This is a genomic window from Allobosea sp. 05T433, from assembly GCF_056396065.1.
Genome location: NZ_JBFTKS010000006.1, coordinates 314,567 through 337,009, shown reverse-complemented (window position 1 = coordinate 337,009; position 22,443 = coordinate 314,567). Strand labels below are relative to the sequence as shown.

The following is a 22,443-nucleotide window of genomic DNA, read 5'->3' as shown; positions in this document are numbered from 1 at the left end:
TCATGGTTGGCCTCGCTCCAAAGTGTTGTCTCGACAACCTCACTTTAGAGACCTGCTGGCCGGCCATGACCGCCGTGACGGCGCGCTGCGCTACGCAAGGCTTCGCGCGCCGTCAGGCAACGGTCGAGCCTCTTCCCAATGTGCTACGGCACCGAGCTCACTTCGATGGCGATCCTGCGATGGTCCCAGCAGACCGGCGTCGCATGGCACTACATCGCGCCCGGCAAGCCGGCGCAGAACGCCTTCGTCGAAAGCTTCATGTATGGACGGCCCCTGCGTTGCAAGGTTCGAGATGAGGGTCGGGCAGCGTGCGGGTCGGGTGCGTTCATGTATGCGGCCTGTTCGTGCGGCCCATCTTCATGACCGCTGGCCCTGATGGAGTTCGCGGATCGAGGCCTCATCAACGGGTCGCGCTCTTGGCGCCCAAAGCTTTGCGGGCTGTGTCGATCCACGGTCCGACCGGTCGTGCCATTACCTCACTTTCGCCCTCGCAACATGTGTGCCCGCCTGCAGCTATGCCACTACGACTGCCGGCGAACGAAAGCATTGCCCACGGATCATCAACGCCCAGGCAATGCGTGCCATCTTATTGGCGAGCGCGATGATGACGACCTTGGGCGGTCGACGCTCCTGAAGCCCCTGGATCCACGCCTCGCCTGTTGCGGCGCGAGCCTTGGCAAAGCGGATTGCGTTGCCCGCTCCAACGTAGAGCAGATGCCGGATACAGCGGTCGCCGCGCTTCGAGACCTGGAAGACTTGCTTGGCGATATCGAGACCGACGACACTGATCTGCATGGGACGGCTCCTGTTTAGACTGCTGCGACAGCCATCATGCCACGCCGATGCCGGGTGCAGGGGCCGTCCACCCCATCAACGGGCGCTTCCGGGACGAGTGCCTTAACGACATGCTGTTTTCGACGCTCGCCGAGGCCCGTAGTGCCATCACCTCATGGAAAGAGGATTACAATCGACATCGCCCCCACTCGGCCCTCGGCAACACGACGCCCGCCGAGTTCGCCCTCAAATCCACGCTGGAAAACCGGCCGCCTAAGGCCAGAAATGAAACCCAGGACTCTCCCTCAGGTCGGAGGAGAAAAGGGTCTCAGGTCAGGGCGGATCGTCCGTCTCCATGATCGACGGACTCTACCCAAATCTGGAGGAAGATCAGGGCCTCAGGTCAAAGGCTACAGACCGATCACGATGCCGGCTGATCCCCGAAATCAAAACCTTCCAGGTAGGGAATTTTGGAAGCTCACATCTACGGAAACTTCAGTGCCCGTTGACAGACCCGCCCCAACCAAGTCTGGGCGATGGAGATCACCTACGTCCCAATGGCGCGGCAGGCCGTGGTTCATGCTCTGGTCGTTATGGCGGACCAAAGCGAACTCCAAATCGCATCCAGTCCATGGGCAATGCGGTTCCCTATCACGCCTTCCGTTGCTCTAGGGATCGGTTCGCGATGATCGAGTAGTAGTCGAGCGCCTTCGCACGAACCCTGCTTCTGTCGGACAGCTCCCGGATACGAATGAGATTGTTCCGGGCAATCTGGTCGACGAGATCATCGTCTCGCATCGCACGCACAATCGCATCCGCGATCTGGTCGGGGTAGAGGTTATGAGCAAAGAGAACGTTAACCCCGTCCTGGACGACAGGGCTGATTGTATCGAGCGGCGAGACGATCGGCGCCGCTCCTAACGCCATCGCCTCCATCATCGTGTTCGGGATACCATCAGCGATCGATGGTGCGAGCATGACGCGCGCCTGGGCGATATGGCTCAGTGTCTCCTCTCGGCTGAGGCGCATACTCGCTTGGCACTTGGCCTTGATATGGTCGGGAAAGAATTTCTCGTACCAGATCTGCACCTCAGGTTGGGTCATCCATAGCATCTCGATGCGGCAAGGCTGAATGACGTCCCAAACCTTGGCAATGGCCTCGAAAACCGGCATCGCCTTCGCTGTGTAGGTCTCGTAGGCTTTCGGCCAGACGATCACCCGCTCGCGCTGCGACGGCAAGAGGGTCCACTTCTGCACCATCTGGTCGATATCCATGCCGCCGGCGCCGGAGACGACACCCATGCCGGGATCTGTCGCTTTGACTGGGTCTAGACCGAGTTTCACCGCGATATCGTAGTTTTGTGCGTTGTCGCAGATGAAGTGATCACAGTGTTGGAGGCATTCCTCAATCAACACTTTTGTCCCGGGCGCAAAGGGCAGCAAGGTGAGATCGGGCCCTCCGCGAGCCTGGACGATCCAGCGTCCGATTGCGCCCAGGTTAAACTGCTTTCGGGTGCGCATATAAAAGAAGGATGCCGGATCGAGGCCGAGTGTCTGGATCACGTCAGGTTGCCACATCCTGATCACCTCCGCCAGCGCCGCCTCCAAGTTCACGGGATGCCGTCTCGCAGGAAGCCGGTTCAGCACTCGGAGAGCACGTGTGACCAGCGCTTCGGATCGGCCTTTCAGCACTCCCTTTCCCTTCGCCTCGGCGGCGAGATAGTCTAGGTGACTTATAGTGCCGGATGGCGGCGGAAAGATCGTCTTGCGCGTACCGGTTGAACGCCACACCAGGCCGGGCGCCGTGATGTAGCTTTTGACGGGCCATGCCGGTGGTGGCTCCGCTGAGGGCAGGCAGAACAGGCGGCAATTGAACCCGTCGCCCTCCAGAAGATCGATCCAGGAGTGGGTATGGGAGCTCTCCGGCCAGCCAATAAATAGAACGCGAGGTTTGCCAGGATCCTCATTACGCTCGAACGCGTCAGGCATAATCGTCCTTCGATGTCTCGGTATGAGAAGTCTGTTTCATTCGTCCCTGCTCGATCGCCATATCCTTGGAGATCTTCAGCAGGGCCTTTTGGTCTGCGATGAGAAGGCCGATCGCTGAGAGAGTATGCACGTAATCCGTGGAGTGCTTCTCGATAGCGCTCTGCAGCTCATTAAGGTGGGCTTCAAGTGTGATCAGGGGGTCGCGTTGAGGTTCCCTCTCCTTCAGGAACTGAAGCATGGCTTTTTGGTCAGCAATGAGAAGACCGAACGCGGAGAGAGTTTGCACGTGGTCAGCCGATTGCGCTGCAATATCCCGCCTGATTTCCTGAAGATTGAACTCCAAAACGCTCCTCAGTTCACTAATGTGGACTCCCAGCGCACCCGGGGGGGCGAGCTGGGGGTCCCTCTCTCTCATGAACTGCAGCATGCCTTTTTGGTCCGCAATGAGAAGACCCAGCGCAGAGAGAGTTTGCACATGATCAGCTGATTGCGCGGCAATAACCCGCCTGATTTCCTGAAGATTTAGTTCCAAAACGGTCTTCAGTTCCTGAGCGCGCAACTCCAAATCACGCTGCACAAGGTCATAGCCCAGCCACTGCCGCACTTTTTGTACAATCCACCTCAACGGTCAGATCCTTTGAGCAAGGACGTAGATGGTATGGCCTGGAACGTCGGGGAGCCGCTTGAGGCCTGCCGCCTTGAGACAGTTGATGCCAAACCTGACGCGATCATTCAATTCGGTAAGGTTGCGCGAGCGGGCTACCGGGTCGTAGATCAGGCTTGGCCAAATGCCCTTGTCCCATAGCGGCGGCAGGTAGGAGTCCCAAAGGTAGTCAGCGAGCGGCTCGTGTCGCACCCGCTCTACCCTGAAACCGCGCTCGTCCAACAGCTTTCGGAACGCCGCCTCGGTCCATTTCGAAACATGGTGAGGTGGAAGCTCCGTCAGCGAGTTCCAGAACTGCCTGATAGGCCCTCCTTCATCGGGAGTGGATACGATGAGCCAGCCGCCACGACGCACAAGGGGGGCGAATGTATCGAAGAATTCGAGAGGGTCGGGTGCGTGCTCCAGAACCTGGAACATGCAGATCGCGTCGAATGGCGGGACCGAACCGCTCATCATCGAGACCTCTTCCAGCGTTCCGGTCAGCATGTTGACGCCCTGGGCGCGGAGACTTGTGACCAAGCTCGGCGCGATCTCGTATCCTTCGACCTCGAGGGCCGGCCGCAGCTGACGCAGCTGGCGAATGAAGGCGCCTGATCCGCAACCGACGTCAATGATCCGGCGCGCTCCGATCCGATCGAGGTCCTCGACCGCCTGTTCGAACTCCCACTTTTCTTGGTTGTAATAGTCCTGAGCGCTAATCGCCTCATAGAAGCCCGCATCACCAGCACAAGGCGGATCGAAACGGCCAAACCCGCAGGCTTGACAAGACCACAGAGTGATCTCGGGGAAACGCTCGCGACTATAGGTGGCACGAACATCGTCCGGGAAGCTCACCGACGTTGTGGCTTCCCAACGATCGAGCACCTCAGCAATATTGACCTTCTTGTCCGTGGGCGCGAAARCTCTTGCATGACAAACCGGGCAGAACTCCGGATCCGCTACGTGCTGCTGATCGCCGAGTTGTGTTGGCGTCATGGTTTGGTCTTCACTCTCATCCAGAAAGCTGATGGCTCAGCCAAAGGATAGGTCTCCCGCATCGTCGAGATTTCGGGGAATGCCGCCATCACTCGCTCGGGATATTTAAGCAACAAGTAATTTCCTGCCCAAATTACGTCAAACCGCGAATTGTAGGTAAGGAAGGCTTGGAGGAGATACTGCTCATTCCAGTAGAGGTGGCTGTCATAGTATGTTTTCGGATAGGGCTTTGGCAGACTTATGTCGTGCACGTGCACCAGTACGCCCGGCTTCAAGCGCGGGAGAATTTCCATGAACTCATAATGCACATCGTTCCCTGAGCGGATGACGTGGCTCGAGTCGATGAAGAGGATGTCGCCGTCCCCTAGTTCCTCAAAAAATGACGTGGGCACGTCCTGGATGCGCTTCGGCAGCATCTCGGTGAGATAGGGATAAGGCTTCTTGAAGAGATCCCATGGATAAGGATCGATCGAGGTGAAGTGGGTATTTGCCCCACCCTCCCGCAGATTTTGCTCAATGGCAGCCGTCGTCAACAACGTCGAGTTTCCGACGCCGATCTCGATGATGCGTTTCGGCTTGTAGTGACGGACCAACCCATACAGAACATGGGCGTCAACCGCCATGTATCCGCCGTTAATCAGCCAGAATCCGGAGAATGTGGCCGGCTGGCGGGCGGGAAAACGATTGCGAAACTCTTGGAGATACGGCGGCAGGATGCGCTCCATGAGATTGAGCGCGTTCTCGTCGCCCATATCAATGCCCACGAGCGCAGACTGTTGCTGCCAGAAGTCATCGAGCTGATCCGTATCGTCCGGTATCGGAAGGTAGAAATGCTTGCGCAGGAGGTGGAAGCCATGCGCGTAGAAAATGTCGTGGATAGGGTTATCCTGCAGAGTGGCGATACGCCGGGCGACCTCTTCAGCGAGAGCCTCAGTCGAATGCGCTGCGAGATCAGGATTATTGACGCTCAGCGCGCCCCTGATTTTTTTAGCCTGACCCTTGAGCCAGCGCTTGGCCTCTGTGGGAATAAACCCGAGTGTCATCGTTTTTCGCTCTGTTTAAGGAAGTAATGCCACAGCAGCCGGGCTTTGCTGTGCCGACTCAAGCGATTTCCCGGGTCGCCTCATTAGACACGCTCGCTGCCCTTATGTGCGGCCTTTCTGTGCTTGATCGGTGCCATAGCGCGCCTCCCAGCCATGAGCAACCATCTCGATAAAGGTTCCTGCTCGCTCGGCAATGTCGAAGCGTGCAGCGCAGGCTGCTAGTGGCGCTGAACCCAGCGGCTCTGCCAGTTTATCCAAAATCGCTACCGCAAGGGCTTGCGGATCGCAAACTGGCGGCATCGGTCCGGCATAGGGATCAGTGAGGATCATCTTCGGCCCTGCCCCGCAGGCTGTCGCCACGACGTCGGTGCCGCAGGCCATTGCTTCGACGAGCACAAGCCCGAAACCCTCCGCGAGTGAATGCAGCACCAGCAAATCCGACCGTGCCATAATCCGCCAGGGATTGTCGGTGAAGCCGAGGAAGTCCACATCGTTCGAAACGCCGAGTGCTGCGGCTGACTCTGTGAGCCTCGTGCGCAATGGGCCGTCCCCTATAACCAGAAGCCGCAAAGGACGCGACTGCCTGGCAATGACGAATGCGCGAAGGAGGGTCTCGTGATCCTTCTCAGGCGCAAGTCGTGCGACGCTCACGAGGGTTGGTATTCCAGCCTCTCCAAGGAATGGATGATCGAAGGGCGCCAAAGCGGCCCGCTGGATCGCGGACACATCGACTGCATTCATCATTACCACGACCCGCGACGGGGGCAGATGAGTAAGTCGCACGACGTCGTCGGCCACATCAGGCGACACGGTCGCGACGATATCGGCACGACGGTACAGCGCCCGAATTGCGACTTCCACGGCACGACGCCGAAACGGCGTCTGAATATCGCGCCCGGTCAGAAGCCGGGACACCTCGTGGACTGCGATTGGGCTGGGGTGACGCATCAGCACGCGGCCTGCCATGAGCACCGCGGCATTCATGTGAGAGATAAACGACCAGCAGGGCCTCTCTGGATTGCTGCGGAGATAGGCCGCGATACGCGATGTGCTCGCGAAGACGCGTGTTGCCCCCAAGTTGACGAGCCGGACGCCCTTGGGAACCTGGTCCTTTAGCGGCCCGGCGGCGCTGGCACAGACAAGATCGACCTGGCGGCCCTCTCGTGTCCAATGACCCGCCAGGTCGAGAACCATACGTTCAGCGCCACCGGCATGAAGCTCGGGCAAGAACAGCGTCAGTCGATCGACCGCTGAGGGCACCACGGTTTCAGCCCCGCGGCAGCGGCAGGCCGAGAGCGAGGCCCGCATCGTAAATCCATCGGCTTGCCGGCTCGGTTAGCAGGAAAGCCACACGAGACCAGGCGCGGCGCGCTTCCGGGTGGAAATCACTCGGCCACCGCGGCGCAAGCGTCAGAGAATGAAACATGTACCTCCGACCATTGACCTCGGGCGCATGTAGACCCTGTAGACCGGCCCAGTAGTGGGCGACGCTGAATGCAAGGTCCTTCCTCTGCAGGATATCAGGCGGCAGGCCGGGACGCTCATAGGCTCGACGGATGACCTCGATATGCTCTTCGGCCATCATTCGTCCCCGCTTGGCGCTCGTCGCTCCGGCCGGATGACGCCGCCACGCGGCATGAATGCCCGGGAGACGGCACATGGGAGCACGAGCTCCGAGGCGCAGCCACAGATCGAAGTCGTTCTTGAACCGAAGTGTCGGGTCGCGGAAGATCGTGTCCGCCAGAGCCGCTCTCCGGATCACTGTTCCGGGGCCTGGGAGGCAGATGTGCTGGATGACCATTGCCGCCAAGCTGAACTCTTGGACACGAACTGATGAAACCACCCGCGATTTCTCGTCGATGATGTCCCAGTCGGGATAAACGGCCACCAGCGAGGAGTCCGTTTCAAGTAACGATACTGCGGCTTCCAGCAGGCTTGGGCGGATCGGATCATCGGCGCTGACCGCAACTATGTAGTCACCGCTTGCGGCTTCCAGCGCCCGATTGAGCGCGACCGCCTCACCCTGATTATGTTGCCGGATAAGCCTAAAGCCGGGCACTCCTTCGTACTCGGCAGCGATTGTCGCGGTTTCATCGGATGAGCCATCGTCGACTACGATGTGTTCTACAGATCGATAAGTCTGTGCGGCGACGCTCTCGATGGTCTCCCGGATGAACGTCGCTGTATTGTAGGCTGCGGTTAAGACCGAGACCTTCGGAATTCTGATCATTTCTGCTCGTCCAGCAACTTTGCCGGCCCTCGCGAACCGAACACACGCTCGATCAGATCCTCCCAGCGACGAGTTACCACAGTGACATCGAAATCGAGGGCGCGCTCATAACCACGCTCAATGAGCTCGCATCTGAGCGTCTCGTCCGTTGCTATCCGGGTCATCGCAGCGGCGAGCCTGTCGATGTCGTTGAGCGGTACGAGCATTCCGCAGTGTCCGGCCTTTAGGACTTCACCGGGCCCGAAGGGGCAATCAAACGACAATACGGGCACACCACAAATCATGGCCTCGACGAGGACCAGCGCAAAGGCTTCAAACTGCGAGGCGAGGACGAGGGCATCCGCCTGCCGGACAACGGGGAACGGATTCGCCATGTCGCCGACGAAATCTACGTGCCYGTCGAGGCCCAGCTGCGCCCTCAGGTGCAGGAGCGATTGCCGCTCGGGTCCGTCACCCACCACGACCAAGCGTGCGTTTGGGTTCTCATGGCGATAATGAGCAAAGGCCCGGAGCACGGCGTGTTGACCCTTTTGGACATCGAGCCTCCCGAGGGTCACGAAAAGAACCTCGCCGGGGTCACGGCGAAATGTCTGGCCTGCAGCAAAGGAGTCTCGCCGCACGCGCGCGCAGTCGACGGGGTTTCCAATGACCTGGAGCGCTCTTTCGTTAACCCCCGCATAGGACTGAATGTCCTTTGCGCAGCCGTGCGTTGGAAACACTACAGCTTGAGCGCTGCGGCATGCGTTGACGAAGCCCCAACTCTCGAGCTCGAAACGGGCTGGATCCGGGTACATCAGCGGTAGATAGACTGATTCCACAGTGTGCAGTGACGCGATGTAAGGGACATTGTCGGCTCGCTGTGCGAGCCAGGCTGCAACGGTCGCCTCCTCCATAACCGTGATCAGTCCAGCATCGGGACCCAATTGCGACATGAGCAGTCTTAGGCCTTCTCCGGCCGGCCAATGATTATCGAGCATTTGGTGGAGGGCGGAATGGCGGAGTTCGAATGGCAGCTTGTTAGTTGCTGAGCCAGTGTGGTGATTGAGTACCGCCGTGCCCGTGATCGGGGCCGGATGGAGCGGGCCCAGAAGACGGCGCGACACCTTGCGGGCAACAGTCAGGCTGCCGGCGACGCCATTCAGAGCGAGCGACTTCAAGTCGCGCCTTATCCGATGAACCACATTGCGGGCGCGCAACGCAGCGCGAGTGGCCGCAGGGCTCCGTTTGATCTGCTTGATGAGCCAGGCGCGAACGCGTTCTTTTCGGGGTAATGTTTGGGGCGCCGAAGAGGTGGGCGCAGCTTCCAACGCGATTGGAGCACAAGGTGCGTTGACATAGTCAAACAGCAACCGCCTTACGTTGATCACCTCGATTCCCGCAGGATAATTCGGATCGAAGCCCTCCTCAAAGAGCGTCGCTACGATTGGACGATATCGCGTCCGATCGAGGTGGCTGGCAATCTCTCGGACCACCCGCTCTGCTCCCCCGCCACGCAGAACCCTCTGCAGCATGACAATGGGGCGTACAGGCTCGCTCGCGCTGGCGCCGATGCGACGGAGGGCGCCAACAACTTCTTCTTCGAGCTGACCTGCCGTCGAGGCGGCAAGATCGTGTCTGTTGCTAGTACTAAGCCACGCGGATATAGGGCGCCCCACTCCCACACCGACGGTCGCCCCGACAAGCCAGGGAAGGGTATCGACATCGTGGTCGCCGGCCCTGATGTGCGCCACTCCCTCGATCCAGCGGTAGCTTTCCGCTTGAGGTCCGATTAGCGCTGGTCGATGGCCCTGTGCGGCGAGTGCCTCAGCACCGGAGCGCACGGATTCAAGCGTCTCGAACTGCAGGTCAATGGCTGCGTTGATAACAATCCTTGCCGGGGCAACCAAAGCACCACCGATTGTGCCGACTTCCACTTTGTCGAACCGACGCAGGTAGGTGGCCAACGCCTCCGCTCGCGGGCGAGATGTTCTCAGAAGCGCGACATAGAGTGGTTGGGCAAGTTGGAGATGATTTGAAGGGTCGTAAACGAAGCGTGGGTTCTTCTGCGACACTGCCGCAGCGAGCGTGCGCCACATCCAGCGAAACGCGTCGTCGCCGGGTTTCAGCGCTTCCGCGATGATCCGGTCGCGCACGATATCGCGGGTGCAGGGATGGCCGTGCTCTCCGTAGGCCCATTCGAGGACGCGCAGAACGAGCGCGGGGCTCGGTCCAAGGGCATACAGGAAAGAACTGTCGTCGGCGGCAAAGTGCAGAGCAGCTGATACCGCGGCAATTGCACGCTTCGGGTCGCGAAGGTCGGTGTGAGGGACGAGCTCTGGGAAAGTGTGTTGATTGAGAAACGCGATGGCGGCCTTTGCCGTATCGAAGTAGCAGGCGTCCGGGAAGGTCTCAGATCCCTGCTCGGCGTGGTTGCGGCTGATAACCGTCCATTCGGGGATAAAAACCCCCTGATAACGTTGAAGAAGCCGAAGCCATTGGTGGTAGTCCTGAGCGTAGTAGAAGCGCTCGTCGAAACACCCAGTCTCTAGCCATGCCTCGCGATCCACGCAGATCGCGATGCCTGAGATGGGATTTCGGTAGAACAGTGTGAGGATCTGGTGCTCGGGGTCCGGCACCGGGCCCCAGAGCTCCCGCTTCTCACGTTCACCGGTCGTCTGACGCAGCAGCGTGAAATATGAGAAGAAGAACTTCGCCGTGGGATGACGCTCTATCCAACGCCGGTTGATCTTCAGCTTCGCCGGCTCGAACATGTCGTCCGAGCTGAGCCAATGGACCCACCGCCCTCTGGCGCAGCTCAACCCCTCGTTAAGCGCTGAAGCGACGCCGCCATTTGCCTTATGGACAACCCGGAAGCGCGGATCGCGCGCCGCATAGACATCGGCAATAGCTGCCGTTCCATCCGTAGAGCCGTCGTTTACGACGATAGCTTCCCAATCAGGATCGGTTTGGGCGAGGATACTGTCAAGAGCCTGGCGGAGGTAGGCTTCTTGATTGTAGGTCGGCACAATGATCGATGCAAAGGGAGCCATTATTGTCAATCCATCGCGTCAGCACGCCGCCACGGTGAACGAGACACCATGAAAGCCGAAGTCAATAAATGGATTGAGACGGATTTGCGGGTTCCGATCCAGCCACTCCCTGCATGCGCGCTGCTGTCCCCAATCGGACTGATTGCGGAAGCAGCGCCAGTCATCAAAAAGAAGGACAGTGCCAACCAATAGTCGGGCCGTCAGAAATTCAAGAACAGGAACCGTCGAGCTGTAAAGATCGCAATCGATCCAAGCGGCGGCGATTTTGGCAACCTGTTGCGAGGCCTCACCGCCCGGGCAAAGTGACGTGTCGAACCAACCGGGGACGAGCAGGACCCTGTCCATCGGAATGCCGGACTTATGTCCATTTAAGCGAAACTGGTCGATTCCGCACGCAAATTGTCCTGGGTAGAAGCCGCTGGAATAGCCGCTGCTCAGATCCTTGGCTTCCAGCCCTGGCAGACCCTCGAAGGAATCGAGAGCTACGAACCGCATATGCGGGAACAGGCCTGCAAATCGCTTCACGACATAGTTGAAGGTCTTGCCTTCGAAAACACCAAACTCGCAGTACTCCCCATCGAGTTCTGCGCCAACCAAATAATCTGCCAGCTTGTCGACGGCGTCCCAACGGTTATTGTAATAGCTTAGCAGCCGCTCCTCCAGGTAGTCGACCCTGGATTCGAGTTTTTTTACGTGCTCCTGCACTGAATCAAGGAGCTGCAGGTCGACTTGTTCTCCTTGAGGGCGCTTCAAGAAATCAAAAATGCTCATTGTCTCTATGCCTGTCGACAGCATACATTTTCATGATGAGGGATAGGCGGATGGGACATTTACGATTGACTGTCAACCCTGCAAACGAGAGTTGGCTCGGTTTATCTGAGCAGTTTCGGGACTTTCGCTAAGTGGGTTTCGGCCCTGGTTATGCCGCAACCAGGATTGTCTGCAACGTGTTGAAGTAAGCCTGATTGTGCGTCTGCCTGCCAGGCTTGGGCTTGGCCGCCGACTGTTAGGCGAGATAGCGGCCGACCGAAGCGCGGGCCTTCGATACGCTGGCATAAGCGCGCTGTAAGTCGCTTCGCCCTTCACTGCTGCAAGCGCCACCTCCGCCTTGAAGGTGCTCGCCACCGCAGCCCTCCGCGTCATCGACACACGAAATGTCTGCCAACGCGGTGATTGTCCGCAGGCTCACGCTCTGATCGAAGGATTGCCCGCAAAGCTCGTCATGGCCGACGCGGCCTATGACGCCGATCCTTTCAGGCGAAAGATTGCCGAGAAGGGCGCCATCTCCGTCATTCCCAACAACCCGTCACGGGCGCGCAAATATCCCCTCGACAAGCACCTCTACGCCCAGCGCCACCTGATCGAATGCTGCTTCTCGAGGCTCAAGCAGTTTCGCCGGGTCGCGACGCGTTTCGAAAAGACGGCCAAACACTACCTCGCCGTCGTCACAATCGCCGCCATGATCCTATGGATCAGATAAGTGTCCACAGAAACTATCACTCGTTCGGCTTGGCTCGACCTAAAGAAGCGTGCAGCCCAACTTCACACCCTTGAGCGCTCGCCATCATTCGACTGGGTAGCACTCCATGCGCACGCGTTGACCGGGTTCGTTTTGCGTACGGCAAGAGACCAGGGCTGGCAGGGACTTGATCGGCTCCTCCCGCATCGAAATGGGCGCGCTGCGCGGCGCGGGCGGAGCGACACGTTTCGGTACCGTTACAACGACGGGAGCGGGCTTGGGGGCTGGGCTCGTGACCTTCACCTGCTCGCGCTCGACCAACACTGGCCTACTCGGCTCCAGCGCTAAATCAGCAGAGGTCGCTACGGGCGCCGCCTGCTGTTTCTCGGCTTGAGCAGATTGCCAGGGTCGCCACCCCCCCAACCGGGCAAAGGTTTCGATCGTCGGCTTCGTAATCGCTTCGACCGTCGGCACCGATTGCGGCGAGCAGCCAGACACCAGCAGGCCGGCGATGCCTGCGCGAAGAAGAATGATAGCCATAATGGCTCCTCGTCATACTCGTGGCGATGTCGGAGCATCAAGCCGACGGCATATAGCAACTTTGTGCGCGGCCAGGGAGAAATCCCCGCCGGGGCCGAAGCCAGGGCCGGAGAAGTGTGGGCCACTTTGATGCCCGTTGCAATGGCCGTTGCAACTGGATCGCCGTGGCGGGGGTGCCGGGCCACCACCTTCGGACACTCGCGTAACAGCGCGAGCTAGGCGCGCGCCGCCCGGCATCTCGCGTTTCGCCCTTCCCCCGAGATCGGTCCCTTTCACATACGCACGATAGACACGATCGAACCGGCATTCAGTGGCAGCAGCCTTCTCTCGATTCGCGCACGACGGTTGGACGATGCCCCAACTTAACCTAAGCTCGGTGCGGCCTTGCATCGATACAGCGCATGCCAGCGCGGTCAGCGGCTTCCATCCCTTCGGGAGAATCCTCGAAGACCAGGCAATCTGCCGCGGCAACGCCGAGACGCCGTGCTGCCTCCAGGAACAAATCGGGTTCGGGCTTGGGACGCGCGACATCGTTGATCGTCACGATCGTATCGAACAGGGGCGTCAGGCCGGTCGCCTCAAGCGTGGCGGTGACGATCTGCCTCGATCCACCTGATGCAACAGCCATCGGGAGGCGGCCCTGGTTATGGCGTGCGACAGCGGTAATCGCCTCAACTTCGCCGACGGACGCGACATTCTGCAGAAAATATTCCCGCATGGCTTTGATCACGGCGTCGCGGTCGAGCGTCACGTCCTGGTCGGCCTCGAAGAGGTCCATGAGCGCATGTTCGGAGTGACCGGCGCGGCCGAGATACCAGTCGCGCATCATGTCCCTGCCCGAGGTGCGAAACCCCCGCGTCCAGGCATCGGCATAAACCGACAATGTATTCACGAGCGTGCCGTCGCAATCGAAAATGATCGCATGGATATCGGCGGGAAGATTCTGTAGATCGAGCATGACGCCCCTTTAGCAGAGGGCTGCGGTTCGTCCAATCGCAGCCGCGTTCCGTAGGACGAGAACCGAATGCGTGATCCGGTGCGGCATCCGGCGGAATATCGCGTGGCGAACCTGACATGGCGAACCTTTTGCCAAGCCATCGAGAATGGTTGGTGCTTGCAGTACCTTCCGAGGCGAAATGGCTGCTTCCCGCGTTGCGTTGGTTGAAGCTCCCTCTCCTTGTAGCCGTGCGCCCGTCGTGCCAAACACCCAAAGCAGAATTTGATTGGTTCCGCCGGGGGAGCGAAATGAGTCGCTCTGCTGCTAACAGCTATAACGAATCGGTGGCCCATCCTGTGACGATCAAGGCCTCACCACAGCGGATTCTGCTGACGGGCGCAGCGGGCTTCGTTGGCTTTCATGTCACGGAGGCTTTTCTGGCGCAGGGCGTTCAGGTCCTCGGCATCGACAATCTCACTCCGTATTACGATCCTGCACTCAAGCAGGCGCGGCTCGACCGTTTGGCTCCGCGCAACGGCTTTTCATTCGAGCAGCTGGACATTGCCGACTATGACGGGCTTCAAAGCGCCTTTGTTCGCTTTCGCCCCGACGCCGTGATTCATCTCGCGGCGCAAGCCGGCGTGCGCTATTCACTTGAGAACCCGCGCGCCTATGCCAGCGCCAATCTCGACGGCTTCCTCTCAGTACTGGAGGCCTGCCGGCACCATTCGGTCCAGCACCTGATCTATGCCTCATCGAGCTCAGTCTATGGCGCCAACGCCAACGTGCCGTTCAGTGAACATGACGGCGCCGACCATCCAGTCTCGCTCTATGCGGCAACCAAGCGCGCCAATGAACTGATGGCGCATTCCTATGCTCATCTCTACGGCATACCGGTCACGGGCCTACGCTTCTTCACGGTCTATGGTCCTTGGGGCCGGCCGGACATGGCCTATTTCAAGTTCACCAAGGCGATTCTCGAAGGCCGACCGATCGATGTCTACGCCGAGAGCGAGATGAGCCGGGACTTCACCTATATCGACGACGTCAGCGAGGCGATCGTCCGGCTGGTGGGCTCTCCGCCCGCGCCCTCGCCCGACTTCAATCCAGCGTCGCCTGACCCCGCAACCGCCGCGGCGCCCTATCGCGTCTACAATATCGGAAACCACACACCGGTTCGGCTCGACCGCTTCATCTCCGTCATTGAGGCCGCTTGCGGCAAGAGTGCCATCAAGCGCCATCTACCGATGCAGCCAGGCGATGTGCCAGCAACCTATGCCGATGTCAGCGCGCTCGCGGCATGTGTTGGCTTTAGCCCCTCCACCTCGATCGTGGATGGCCTCCAGCGCTTTGTCGATTGGTACCGCAACTATTACGGCTGACTTGGCCGGCCTGGCCGCCCACTATTCTCCCCATCACGTCGCCGGCTGGTGCCCATCATGGCCCAGTCGCGTCTTCCCTTGAGCGACGATCTGGCAAGCTCGGCATGGCAGATCGGCCTATTGGCCTTCGTATGAGGCTGGTCGGCCTGGATTTTCATCGCTTGGCGTATGTTGGCGATCAGGGTCGCACGCCGAACGTCAGTCCACCTCGCTCGTAATGTAACGCCAACATAGAACTATCAGGCGCKCAACCGCGACGGGCGCGACCTGATGCGCTCACCCCGCCCGGATTCTGACGGAACGGCTGATTGAGTCCAAAGTAGCTGACCGACTTCTGCGATTCAGTGCCCCGGAGATGTCGCAAATGGCTGCCATGAGTCTGGTCGCGACCGTCAAGTTGACGCTCGTGATCGTCATCAGCGGCACGGCTGCGGGATATTTCTTCGTGGCGATCTCGTCGTCCAGATCGAGATCGTCCTCCCTGCCCGTCCAGTTCACACAGATGACGCGCGAAGAGAGTCGCGAGTAAGTAGTTCGAGGCCGCCCAATATCTCCGATCTGAACTCAGCCGACTCATAAGGTCCCAACCGTCAGCGCTCTCAATACTATCCATCCGAGCGTTTTGCGAACCTGACGCCAGCCCCCCCTCCGTTCTCCGGGATGAATTGGACACCTGCCGCTTCGAGCGCAGCCCGTATTCCCAGCAGATTATTGTGAGACGGCGTCCTTCGACCTTTTTCAAAATCTCGAATCGTTGAAAGGCCCAAGTGAGCAGCACTCGCCAGCTCTTCTTGTGACCATTCGAGTAGCGCCCGCGCTGCACGGGATTGGGGCGGTGTGATCATTCCAGCTGTATAGCACCCTGCGATGAAATTTGTCGAGCATCGACGATTTTAGTTGGCGGTTGCCACCAATCGATGCTAATCGTCGTTTGCCGATGAAATTCGTTGATTGATCATACCGATGTCCCTCACCACCTTTACTTCCGACCGTATCTCGTTCGACAGATCCGCAATCATGCGCCGGGCCTCACAATTAGGCCGCCATGCGTTACCGCTCTGCCGCACCGGGTCTGAGCGGAATCATCAGCGCTCCCGCTGGCTCATAAGGGCTTGGGCAGAGGCGAAGAGCGAGGCTCGCGAGATTGCACGCCGTATAGAACGTGTCGCCGAGATGCGCCTCCGCACAGCTGAGCGTGCCAGAGAAAACGCTACTCTCGCCGCAAGCTTCGGCAATGACCCGATTGCCATCGAGAGCGCCATACTCAGTGAGACCATGCGCGACCGGATGAATTTCTCCGCCATCGCCCGCCTCGAAGCCGCCCTAGGCTCCATCCTCGCGGCCGAGCGACTGCATTGATCCATCGAACCCTCAGCAGGAGAAGACTTCATGGTCGGGCCCGCCGAACACAACTCACGCCGCCATCGCCGATGACCTTCCCGATAGAGATGGCTGTGACGAATGGAGCTCTACCCACGCCAGACCCCAAATTGGGCTGGGATACAGCTCAATCGACCTGTCTCCCATCAATCTCACACCTGCAGAACTCGCTGCCGAGTACCGGCTCTGGATCCCCAGGCGAACCCGATGATCGCATTGACAACGTCCGCATCTGATCTGCCCCGTCACCCCCAAACCCCGAGCTACACGATGATCACCTCAACAGTAGCAATCCCGCCCGCATACCCGCCATCAGCGGTCTACGCCATCACACCGTTGGCAATGCTGAGCCAGGCCGTCGAGCGCGGCGCAAACGTCGAAACGCTTGAGAAGTTGATGGGCCTGCATGAGCGCTGGGAAGCGAACCAGGCGCGCAAGGCCTTCGACAATGCCATGGCGGAGGCTAAGGCCGAGATCCCCGTAATCCTAAAAAACCGTGAGGTCGACTTCACCGCACAGAGGAGCAGGACACACTATCGGTATGAGGATCTCGCCGAGATCGCTCGGACGGTGAATCCGATACTTGCCAGGCACGGGCTGTCGTATCGATTTCGCTCTTCGGCTGAGGGGGCGATGGTCACGGTAATCTGTGTGGTATCGCACCGAGGCGGCTACTTCGAAGAAAACAAAATTGCTGCGGCAAAGGATGAGTCCGGCAACAAGAATAGCATCCAGGCCATTGGCTCAACTCTCACCTACCTCCAGCGAATGACCCTCAAGGCGTCCTTGGGGCTCGCTGCTTCTGACGATGATGATGGCAAGGGGGCCGGTCAACCGCTGCCGATCAACGGAGACCAGATCAGAGAGCTGCTGGCGTTGCTCAAGAGCGCCGGCACCGAGAAGGCCGCATTAATGCGCTTTTTCAAGATTGACGCCCTGCCCGACCTGCCTGCGGCTCAGTTTCGTCAGGCCATCGATATGCTCAATTCGAAGCGGAGGCACGCATGAGCCACCGCGAGATTATTTCGTGTGAACAAGGCACAGACGACTGGTTTCGCGCCCGCATGGGCATCCCCACCGCGTCCGAGTTTGCCACCGTAATGGCCAAGGGCCGCGGCGGAGGGGATAGCAAGACACGCCAGACCTACCTCTACAAACTGGCGGGCGAGACCATCACAGGCCAGCCCATGGAGAGCTTCAACAACGCTCACATGGAACGCGGCAAACTCATGGAGGACGAGGCCCGGGCCTTCTACGAATTCATGACCGATACGCAGTGCGAACGCATTGGCTTCATTCGCAGCGGCCGCAAAGGCGCCTCGCCGGACTCACTCATCGGAGCGAGCGGTCTGGTCGAAATCAAGACGAAACTGCCGCATCTCATGATCGAGGCCATTCTTCGCGGAGAATTCCCGCCTGAGCATAAGGCCCAATGCCAGGGCCAGCTCTGGATTGCCGAACGCGAATGGATTGACATCGCCGTTTACTGGCCGGGCATGCCAATATTCGTCACCCGCGCCACACGTGATGAAGGCTATATCCGCGAATTATCGGATGCGGTCGAGGCCTTTAATGCTGAGCTCGATCTCATCGTCGATCGGGTTAGATCCTACGGTCAGGCCAAGGCAGCGTGATGCCGAGCCGCTCTGGACCCTCCGATGAACGAGCAGCGGTTTCTAGTCGACATAACCGCGCCACACGCCGCGAGTTCTCGCGCGCTCAGAAGGTCGAGATGATCAAGCGTGCCATGGATGGCGCTGGTCGGATCCTCTGTGAGGGCTGCGGGCTCAATATCACGGGCAAGGCGATCGAGTTCGACCACACGATCCCTGAAGCCCTCATCATCGATAAGAGCGTCGGTTTGAAGATCACGGATGGTCGCTTGCTCGGCCGTGATTGCTGTCACCGCCGATCAGGCGGCAAGACCGCGACCGACCTTGCCGACATTGCTGAAGCCAAGCGCCGAGAGGCAAAACACTTCGGCCTCCGCACCTCCCAGCGACCGGAGCGGCCAGGATTCGCCAGATCTGAGCCGCAGCGAACCGCATCCCGCCCCTTGGCCAAACCGGCAGCCTGGCGCCGCGACGGCCCGTAAACTCAACCCACGAGGAGCCTCACCGTGACGACCGCCTATGCCCACCCATCTCGAAGAGCTGAGACCCACAATCTGACTGCGAAGATCAGCGCAAAGGCCGATTGTGCTGCAATTGCGGTACCCTGCGATCATCGCTGGCCCCTTGCGAAGCCTTGGCCGCGAATTATCGGTACTGCATTCCTGGCGCTGATGGTTGCAGCCTGCACGACCCGAACGGTAATGAACTTCAATCGCTTCGATGGCCGAACCGATCAGGCTGCCGCAGCGCAATTCCAACAGGATGATGCCATCTGCAAGGGAGAAGCCGCCAAAGCTCAAGCCATTGCCGCGCCGATCTACATGGGACGCAGTCTCGCTGACGCGATGGAGGCCGGCATGCTTGAAGGCCAACGCAACAATGCGCTGCGACAGATCATGGTCGGCTGCATGGCTCAGCGTGGTTACGGGATGACGATGGTGACTATGCCGAATTGAATAGAAGAGCGGGGACTCGTCATGCGGCTTCAGACATTTCCTCCATCTGGAAACAGGGCCGGCTTATCAGCTGGCCCGCTGGAACCGCGCCTTCGGTCGGTCGATCTTCCGAGGCCGCTCACGAAGCACCGGCGTCCGCGCAGTCAGGTACTTGAGCGCCTGGCTGGTGGAGTCAACCTGATCGTCGTGGCGCCCCGTCGGGAACGCCAGGAGCTCGGCGAGATAGCCCGCCAGCCATTCGGCCGCCCTGGGCAAAAAGACCTGCCCCGCCTCAAACCGGGCAGCTTGAGCCAGGAGCCGCGCCGTCTTGTCAAAGCGCGCCCGCTGCAGGAGCGGGTAGAGATCGCCGGTGCGACGCAGATCCTGCGACAGCGCTCGACCGAGCTCGGTGTCCTCAATCAGCGTTGCATTGACCTCATAATCCCTGGCGACGGCGATCATCCGCTGCCGCAGCTCCGGGCTCTCCCAGCGCCCCCGCACCACGTCGATCAGGAAGTAGTGCTGGCCGACCGCCCCCCAGACAGTACCTACCGACCAGTCGGAGCTTTCGGTCATCGTCGAAGCGGTATCCCAGGACGCGATCACCTGCTCAAACGCTTCGGGCCTTTGCTCATAGTGCCTGATCCAATCGCGTTTGATGGCGTTGCCTTCCGCCGGCAGCGGGTTCTGCTGGTACTGAGCCGAAAAGTTGAGCGTCCCGAGATTGCGCTTGGCGACCTCCAACCACTCCCGCGGTTCACGTCCGGGGTGCAGGACCTCCCCGGCTTGGCGATTATAAATGGCGTCCCGCCCATCGCCCAGGCGGTACGTGCAATCCTCGACGGCGATGGCCGGGATTGAGAGCACCTCCCACTCCTCTTTATCGAGCACGTGACCGACGAGGTCGTCCTGATGCAGCCGCTGCATGACGATGACAATTGCGCCATTCAGCCGATCGTTCAGTCGCGAGTAGAGGGTCGCGTCGTAGAACTCGGTCACACGGCGCCGCTCGGCGGCTGAGAGAACCGCATCCAAGCCATTGATCGGATCGTCGATGACGATTAGGTCGGCGCCGCGTCCGAGGATGGAACCGCCAACCGAGCCCGCAAAACGAGAGCCGCGCTGGCTCGTCACAAGCTCGTTATCCCGGCAAGCCTTGATCGCGAAGGCAGGAAAGAGCCCACGGAACCATCCGCTGGTGACCACGCTGCGAAAATCCGCAGCGTGTTTCAGGGAAAGGCCATTGGCATAGCTGATCGCCATGATCCGCTTCCGCGGATCATGGCCCATCACCCATGCAGTGAATGCGATCGTGACGCAGATCGACTTCGCCGAACGCGGCGGCACATTGATGATGAGCCGCTTACATTCGCCCCGCCAAACGCGCATCAGCTGATAGGCAATGGCGTGGACATGCCAGTTGTCGAGATAGGACGTGCCCGGCTCGAGCGTGCCAAAGCACTGCGCTATGAAGCTCGCCAGGTCTCGACGCAGGATCGCCTGCAGCAGAGCGATGCGGTCACACATCGCCGGCCCCATCGCGCTTGCCCTCCCGTGCAAGGAAGCGCGCGAGCAGCGCCTCCTCCTCATCGGTCGTCAACCCTGCACCTGACGTCTTGGCACCGCCATTGTCGTTGAGGCCGTCGGACTTCAACAGCAGGCCCACCGCACGCAGATTGCCTTCAAAGCTCATCGCGAGCAGCTTCTGGTACAGCGCCCGGCGAGCGGTGATCTTGACCCTCTTGCCGCCGATGGTCGTCGTCACCCGTTGCGACAGGACGACCTCACGATCGTCATGCTCGGCCTCTTTCGCGGCCCGCTTGGGCCTGCCAGAGGGATTGCCGCTCTGGCCCTTTTTGAAGCGGCTATGCGCGGGCGGGCGCTTATACCCGACTGATCCTTCAGGTTCACGCGACATCACCACCTCCCACAGCCGTGGACTCGCCGCACGCGGCATCCTGCCGACGCAGCGCCTCCATTTCAGCGAAGGTCAGTCCGGTCTCTGCGTGGCGCGCCTGACGCTGGAACAGGCTCTGCCAGCGGCGCACTGCGACATCGACATACAAGGCGTCGAGCTCCATCAGGTAGCCGCGCCGCTTCGTCTTGGCGGCGGCGATCAAGGTCGTGCCGCTGCCGCCGAAGGGGTCGAGAATGACGCCCTTCGGCTTGGAGCAATCCTTGATCGCATCCATCACCATCGCGCAGGGTTTGACCGTGGGGTGCGATGCGAGGTCGTCCATCCGCCCACGGCGGAAGGTGTTGGCCCCGGCATAGTTCCACAAGGTCGTACGGTAACGGCCGTGGCGGCCGAGTTCGATATTGTTGATGTGCGGTGCCTTGCCGCTCTTCCAGAGCGGAATCAGCTCGGTCTGAACACGGTAGAGCGAGCCCATGCCGGCATTGGTCTTGCCCCAGCAGATCACCGTCTTGAGCTCGTCGAAGGCCTCATAGCCGGCGTTCAGGAGTTCATGCAGATGAGGCCCATCGATGCAGGTGTAGATCAGTGCGCCGTCCTGTGAAGCCGCCGCAATCTGCTTGAACACATCGCGGAGAAAGCCGGTGAATTCGGCCTTGGTCATCTCCCCCGACGCCATCGGGAACGGACGATGCTTGATCTTGCCCAGCCCGCCAACATGACCATCGATGGCGACGTTATAGGGCGGATCGGTGAAGATCATCTGGGCCAGTACACCGCCCGAAAGCTGATGATAGCAGGCCTGCTCTCGGGCATCCCCGCACAAGATGCGGTGGTCGTCCAGCAGCCACAGATCGCCACGACGCGTCACCGCCTGCTCCGCGATCGCCGGCACCGCGTCGTCGGGATCAATCTTCGACGCCGTGGCCTCATTGCTGCTCAGGATCACATCGATCTGCGCCGTCTCGAAGCCGGTCAGCTCAACCTCGAAGTCGAAATCGACGAGGTGGCTGAGTTCAAGCTTCAGCAGATCCTCGTCCCAGCCGGCGAGCTCGGCCAGGCGATTGTCGGCGAGGCGATAGGCCCGAATCTCAATGTGGCTGAGATGGTCGAGGCGGATCGTCGGAACATTGGTGAGACCCAGCAGTTTGGCCGCAGCATAGCGGCCATGGCCGGCAATGATCTCGTCATTGGCGTCGACCAGAATCGGATTGACGAAGCCGAACTGGTTCAAGCTCGCCGCGATCTGGTGGATCTGCTTCTTGGAATGTGCACGCGCGTTGCGTGACGAGCTCTTCAGCTCGGCGACAGCGCGGTCGACGACCTTGAGAGCGAGCGAATTCTCGATCGAACGCAGCGCAGCCGCGTCAACGGAGGGGCTGGCGGTACGTTGGCGAACGCGGATGGACGGGGTGGTGAGAGAGGGCAGGTCGGTCATAGTCGACTCCATTGAAGGAGATCGACCTAGTCAAGCGAGCACCCACGTCACGGCTTTCCCAGAACGCAAGCGCTTGGGCTAGCAGATGACGAGGACTGCTCACTTAACGTGAAATGCCTCGGATGCCGTGACTGGATCGG

The 22,443-nt window shown here is 59.9% G+C and carries 22 protein-coding genes and 3 pseudogenes; 10 read left to right on the top strand and 15 right to left on the bottom strand.

The features are described from left to right. Window positions 1–147: 147 nt before the first annotated feature. A pseudogene (locus tag AC1DGP_RS11345) lies at window positions 148–258 on the top strand (integrase core domain-containing protein); the annotation flags it as partial. Window positions 259–513: 255 nt separating this feature from the next. On the opposite strand, the gene AC1DGP_RS11340 reads toward AC1DGP_RS11345, so the two are convergent. After that, on the bottom strand, window positions 514–795 hold the full coding sequence (locus AC1DGP_RS11340; protein WP_476832143.1) for a hypothetical protein: 282 nt from the start codon (window positions 793–795) through the stop codon (window positions 514–516). A gap of 65 nt (window positions 796–860) precedes the next feature. Here AC1DGP_RS11340 and AC1DGP_RS11335 point away from each other — a divergent pair. After that, window positions 861–1,133: pseudogene (locus AC1DGP_RS11335) on the top strand (integrase core domain-containing protein); the annotation flags it as partial. A gap of 292 nt (window positions 1,134–1,425) precedes the next feature. Here the strand turns inward: AC1DGP_RS11335 and AC1DGP_RS11330 are convergent. The 8 genes from AC1DGP_RS11330 to AC1DGP_RS11295 all read right to left on the bottom strand — a co-directional run bounded on the left by AC1DGP_RS11330 (window position 1,426) and on the right by AC1DGP_RS11295 (window position 11,475). Beyond that, the gene (locus AC1DGP_RS11330; protein WP_476832142.1) at window positions 1,426–2,763 is read right to left on the bottom strand and encodes a glycosyltransferase family 4 protein; all 1,338 of its coding nucleotides are present in this window, start codon (window positions 2,761–2,763) and stop codon (window positions 1,426–1,428) included. Next, window positions 2,756–3,388, bottom strand: coding sequence for a hypothetical protein (locus tag AC1DGP_RS11325; RefSeq protein WP_476832141.1), 633 nt, complete (start codon window positions 3,386–3,388; stop codon window positions 2,756–2,758). The genes AC1DGP_RS11330 and AC1DGP_RS11325 overlap by 8 nt, the downstream gene beginning before the upstream one ends. Before the next feature lie 3 nt (window positions 3,389–3,391). Next, window positions 3,392–4,402, bottom strand: coding sequence for a class I SAM-dependent methyltransferase (locus tag AC1DGP_RS11320; RefSeq protein WP_476832140.1), 1,011 nt, complete (start codon window positions 4,400–4,402; stop codon window positions 3,392–3,394). Continuing rightward, window positions 4,399–5,445: a class I SAM-dependent methyltransferase gene (locus tag AC1DGP_RS11315; protein ID WP_476832139.1), complete on the bottom strand. Its 1,047-nt coding sequence runs from the start codon at window positions 5,443–5,445 to the stop codon at window positions 4,399–4,401. Before AC1DGP_RS11315 ends, AC1DGP_RS11320 begins: the two co-directional genes overlap by 4 nt. 102 nt (window positions 5,446–5,547) lie before the next feature. Further along, on the bottom strand, window positions 5,548–6,753 hold the full coding sequence (locus AC1DGP_RS11310) for a glycosyltransferase (RefSeq protein WP_476832138.1): 1,206 nt from the start codon (window positions 6,751–6,753) through the stop codon (window positions 5,548–5,550). Beyond that, window positions 6,713–7,675 carry a glycosyltransferase gene (locus tag AC1DGP_RS11305; RefSeq protein ID WP_476832137.1) on the bottom strand — a complete coding sequence of 321 codons (963 nt, stop codon included), beginning with the start codon at window positions 7,673–7,675 and terminating at the stop codon, window positions 6,713–6,715. Before AC1DGP_RS11305 ends, AC1DGP_RS11310 begins: the two co-directional genes overlap by 41 nt. Next, complete coding sequence (locus tag AC1DGP_RS11300) at window positions 7,672–10,704, bottom strand: glycosyltransferase (protein ID WP_476832136.1); 3,033 nt, start codon at window positions 10,702–10,704, stop codon at window positions 7,672–7,674. Before AC1DGP_RS11300 ends, AC1DGP_RS11305 begins: the two co-directional genes overlap by 4 nt. An 18-nt stretch (window positions 10,705–10,722) precedes the next feature. Beyond that, a complete protein-coding gene (locus AC1DGP_RS11295) occupies window positions 10,723–11,475 on the bottom strand; it encodes a TylF/MycF/NovP-related O-methyltransferase (protein WP_476832135.1) in 753 nt (250 codons plus the stop codon). Between the two features lie 391 nt (window positions 11,476–11,866). Between AC1DGP_RS11295 and AC1DGP_RS11290 the strand changes: the two are divergent. Further along, window positions 11,867–12,184: pseudogene (locus AC1DGP_RS11290) on the top strand (transposase); the annotation flags it as partial. An 84-nt stretch (window positions 12,185–12,268) separates the two neighbouring features. Here the strand turns inward: AC1DGP_RS11290 and AC1DGP_RS11285 are convergent. After that, window positions 12,269–12,703, bottom strand: coding sequence for a hypothetical protein (locus AC1DGP_RS11285; protein WP_476832134.1), 435 nt, complete (start codon window positions 12,701–12,703; stop codon window positions 12,269–12,271). A gap of 367 nt (window positions 12,704–13,070) precedes the next feature. After that, a complete protein-coding gene (locus tag AC1DGP_RS11280; protein ID WP_476832133.1) occupies window positions 13,071–13,661 on the bottom strand; it encodes an HAD family hydrolase in 591 nt (196 codons plus the stop codon). A 116-nt stretch (window positions 13,662–13,777) separates the two neighbouring features. On the opposite strand from AC1DGP_RS11280, the gene AC1DGP_RS11275 reads away from it, so the two are divergent. Beyond that, complete coding sequence (locus AC1DGP_RS11275; protein ID WP_476832132.1) at window positions 13,778–15,022, top strand: NAD-dependent epimerase; 1,245 nt, start codon at window positions 13,778–13,780, stop codon at window positions 15,020–15,022. 364 nt (window positions 15,023–15,386) lie between these two features. After that, entirely contained in the window at window positions 15,387–15,551 is a 165-nt protein-coding gene (locus tag AC1DGP_RS11270; RefSeq protein WP_476832131.1) for a hypothetical protein, read from the top strand. A gap of 76 nt (window positions 15,552–15,627) precedes the next feature. Here AC1DGP_RS11270 and AC1DGP_RS11265 read toward each other — a convergent pair whose 3' ends face one another. Continuing rightward, complete coding sequence (locus AC1DGP_RS11265; RefSeq protein ID WP_476832130.1) at window positions 15,628–15,867, bottom strand: helix-turn-helix domain-containing protein; 240 nt, start codon at window positions 15,865–15,867, stop codon at window positions 15,628–15,630. Between the two features lie 118 nt (window positions 15,868–15,985). Here AC1DGP_RS11265 and AC1DGP_RS11260 point away from each other — a divergent pair, with 118 nt between their 5' ends. From AC1DGP_RS11260 to AC1DGP_RS11240, 5 genes are all read left to right on the top strand, one after another. After that, window positions 15,986–16,381, top strand: a complete 396-nt coding sequence (locus AC1DGP_RS11260) for a hypothetical protein (RefSeq protein ID WP_476832129.1) — start codon at window positions 15,986–15,988, stop codon at window positions 16,379–16,381. A gap of 228 nt (window positions 16,382–16,609) precedes the next feature. After that, window positions 16,610–17,410 carry an ERF family protein gene (locus tag AC1DGP_RS11255; protein WP_476832128.1) on the top strand — a complete coding sequence of 267 codons (801 nt, stop codon included), beginning with the start codon at window positions 16,610–16,612 and terminating at the stop codon, window positions 17,408–17,410. Then, the gene (locus AC1DGP_RS11250) at window positions 17,407–18,036 is read left to right on the top strand and encodes a lambda exonuclease family protein (RefSeq protein WP_476832127.1); all 630 of its coding nucleotides are present in this window, start codon (window positions 17,407–17,409) and stop codon (window positions 18,034–18,036) included. The genes AC1DGP_RS11255 and AC1DGP_RS11250 overlap by 4 nt, the downstream gene beginning before the upstream one ends. A gap of 98 nt (window positions 18,037–18,134) precedes the next feature. Further along, window positions 18,135–18,497, top strand: a complete 363-nt coding sequence (locus AC1DGP_RS11245; protein ID WP_476832126.1) for a hypothetical protein — start codon at window positions 18,135–18,137, stop codon at window positions 18,495–18,497. A gap of 24 nt (window positions 18,498–18,521) precedes the next feature. After that, on the top strand, window positions 18,522–18,971 hold the full coding sequence (locus tag AC1DGP_RS11240) for a hypothetical protein (protein WP_476832125.1): 450 nt from the start codon (window positions 18,522–18,524) through the stop codon (window positions 18,969–18,971). A 66-nt stretch (window positions 18,972–19,037) separates the two neighbouring features. On the opposite strand, the gene terL is transcribed toward AC1DGP_RS11240, so the two are convergent. The 3 genes from terL to AC1DGP_RS11225 are packed head-to-tail and all read right to left on the bottom strand — an operon-like array spanning window position 19,038 to window position 22,303. After that, on the bottom strand, window positions 19,038–20,477 hold the full coding sequence (gene terL / locus AC1DGP_RS11235; protein ID WP_476832124.1) for a phage terminase large subunit: 1,440 nt from the start codon (window positions 20,475–20,477) through the stop codon (window positions 19,038–19,040). Then, window positions 20,470–20,868 (bottom strand): DUF5681 domain-containing protein, encoded by a 399-nt coding sequence (locus tag AC1DGP_RS11230; RefSeq protein WP_476832123.1) that lies wholly within the window; start codon window positions 20,866–20,868, stop codon window positions 20,470–20,472. The genes terL and AC1DGP_RS11230 overlap by 8 nt, the downstream gene beginning before the upstream one ends. Continuing rightward, window positions 20,858–22,303, bottom strand: coding sequence for a site-specific DNA-methyltransferase (locus AC1DGP_RS11225; protein ID WP_476832122.1), 1,446 nt, complete (start codon window positions 22,301–22,303; stop codon window positions 20,858–20,860). Before AC1DGP_RS11225 ends, AC1DGP_RS11230 begins: the two co-directional genes overlap by 11 nt. Between the last annotated feature and the right edge of the window lie 140 nt (window positions 22,304–22,443).

Bases quoted from the DNA above. Each gene is read 5' to 3' on its own strand.
- AC1DGP_RS11340 (WP_476832143.1), bottom strand. From the start codon at position 795: ATGCAGATCAGTGTCGTCGGTCTCGATATCGCCAAGCAAGTCTTCCAG.
- terL (WP_476832124.1), bottom strand. From the start codon at position 20,477: ATGTGTGACCGCATCGCTCTGCTGCAGGCGATCCTGCGTCGAGACCTG.
- AC1DGP_RS11230 (WP_476832123.1), bottom strand. From the start codon at position 20,868: ATGTCGCGTGAACCTGAAGGATCAGTCGGGTATAAGCGCCCGCCCGCG.
- AC1DGP_RS11225 (WP_476832122.1), bottom strand. From the start codon at position 22,303: ATGACCGACCTGCCCTCTCTCACCACCCCGTCCATCCGCGTTCGCCAA.
- AC1DGP_RS11260 (WP_476832129.1), top strand. From the start codon at position 15,986: ATGTCCCTCACCACCTTTACTTCCGACCGTATCTCGTTCGACAGATCC.
- AC1DGP_RS11270 (WP_476832131.1), top strand. From the start codon at position 15,387: ATGGCTGCCATGAGTCTGGTCGCGACCGTCAAGTTGACGCTCGTGATC.
- AC1DGP_RS11245 (WP_476832126.1), top strand. From the start codon at position 18,135: ATGATCAAGCGTGCCATGGATGGCGCTGGTCGGATCCTCTGTGAGGGC.
- AC1DGP_RS11330 (WP_476832142.1), bottom strand. From the start codon at position 2,763: ATGCCTGACGCGTTCGAGCGTAATGAGGATCCTGGCAAACCTCGCGTT.
- AC1DGP_RS11295 (WP_476832135.1), bottom strand. From the start codon at position 11,475: ATGAGCATTTTTGATTTCTTGAAGCGCCCTCAAGGAGAACAAGTCGAC.
- AC1DGP_RS11255 (WP_476832128.1), top strand. From the start codon at position 16,610: ATGATCGCATTGACAACGTCCGCATCTGATCTGCCCCGTCACCCCCAA.
- AC1DGP_RS11305 (WP_476832137.1), bottom strand. From the start codon at position 7,675: ATGATCAGAATTCCGAAGGTCTCGGTCTTAACCGCAGCCTACAATACA.
- AC1DGP_RS11250 (WP_476832127.1), top strand. From the start codon at position 17,407: ATGAGCCACCGCGAGATTATTTCGTGTGAACAAGGCACAGACGACTGG.
- AC1DGP_RS11285 (WP_476832134.1), bottom strand. From the start codon at position 12,703: ATGGCTATCATTCTTCTTCGCGCAGGCATCGCCGGCCTGCTGGTGTCT.
- AC1DGP_RS11280 (WP_476832133.1), bottom strand. From the start codon at position 13,661: ATGCTCGATCTACAGAATCTTCCCGCCGATATCCATGCGATCATTTTC.
- AC1DGP_RS11315 (WP_476832139.1), bottom strand. From the start codon at position 5,445: ATGACACTCGGGTTTATTCCCACAGAGGCCAAGCGCTGGCTCAAGGGT.
- AC1DGP_RS11275 (WP_476832132.1), top strand. From the start codon at position 13,778: ATGGCGAACCTTTTGCCAAGCCATCGAGAATGGTTGGTGCTTGCAGTA.
- AC1DGP_RS11265 (WP_476832130.1), bottom strand. From the start codon at position 15,867: ATGATCACACCGCCCCAATCCCGTGCAGCGCGGGCGCTACTCGAATGG.
- AC1DGP_RS11310 (WP_476832138.1), bottom strand. From the start codon at position 6,753: ATGCGGGCCTCGCTCTCGGCCTGCCGCTGCCGCGGGGCTGAAACCGTG.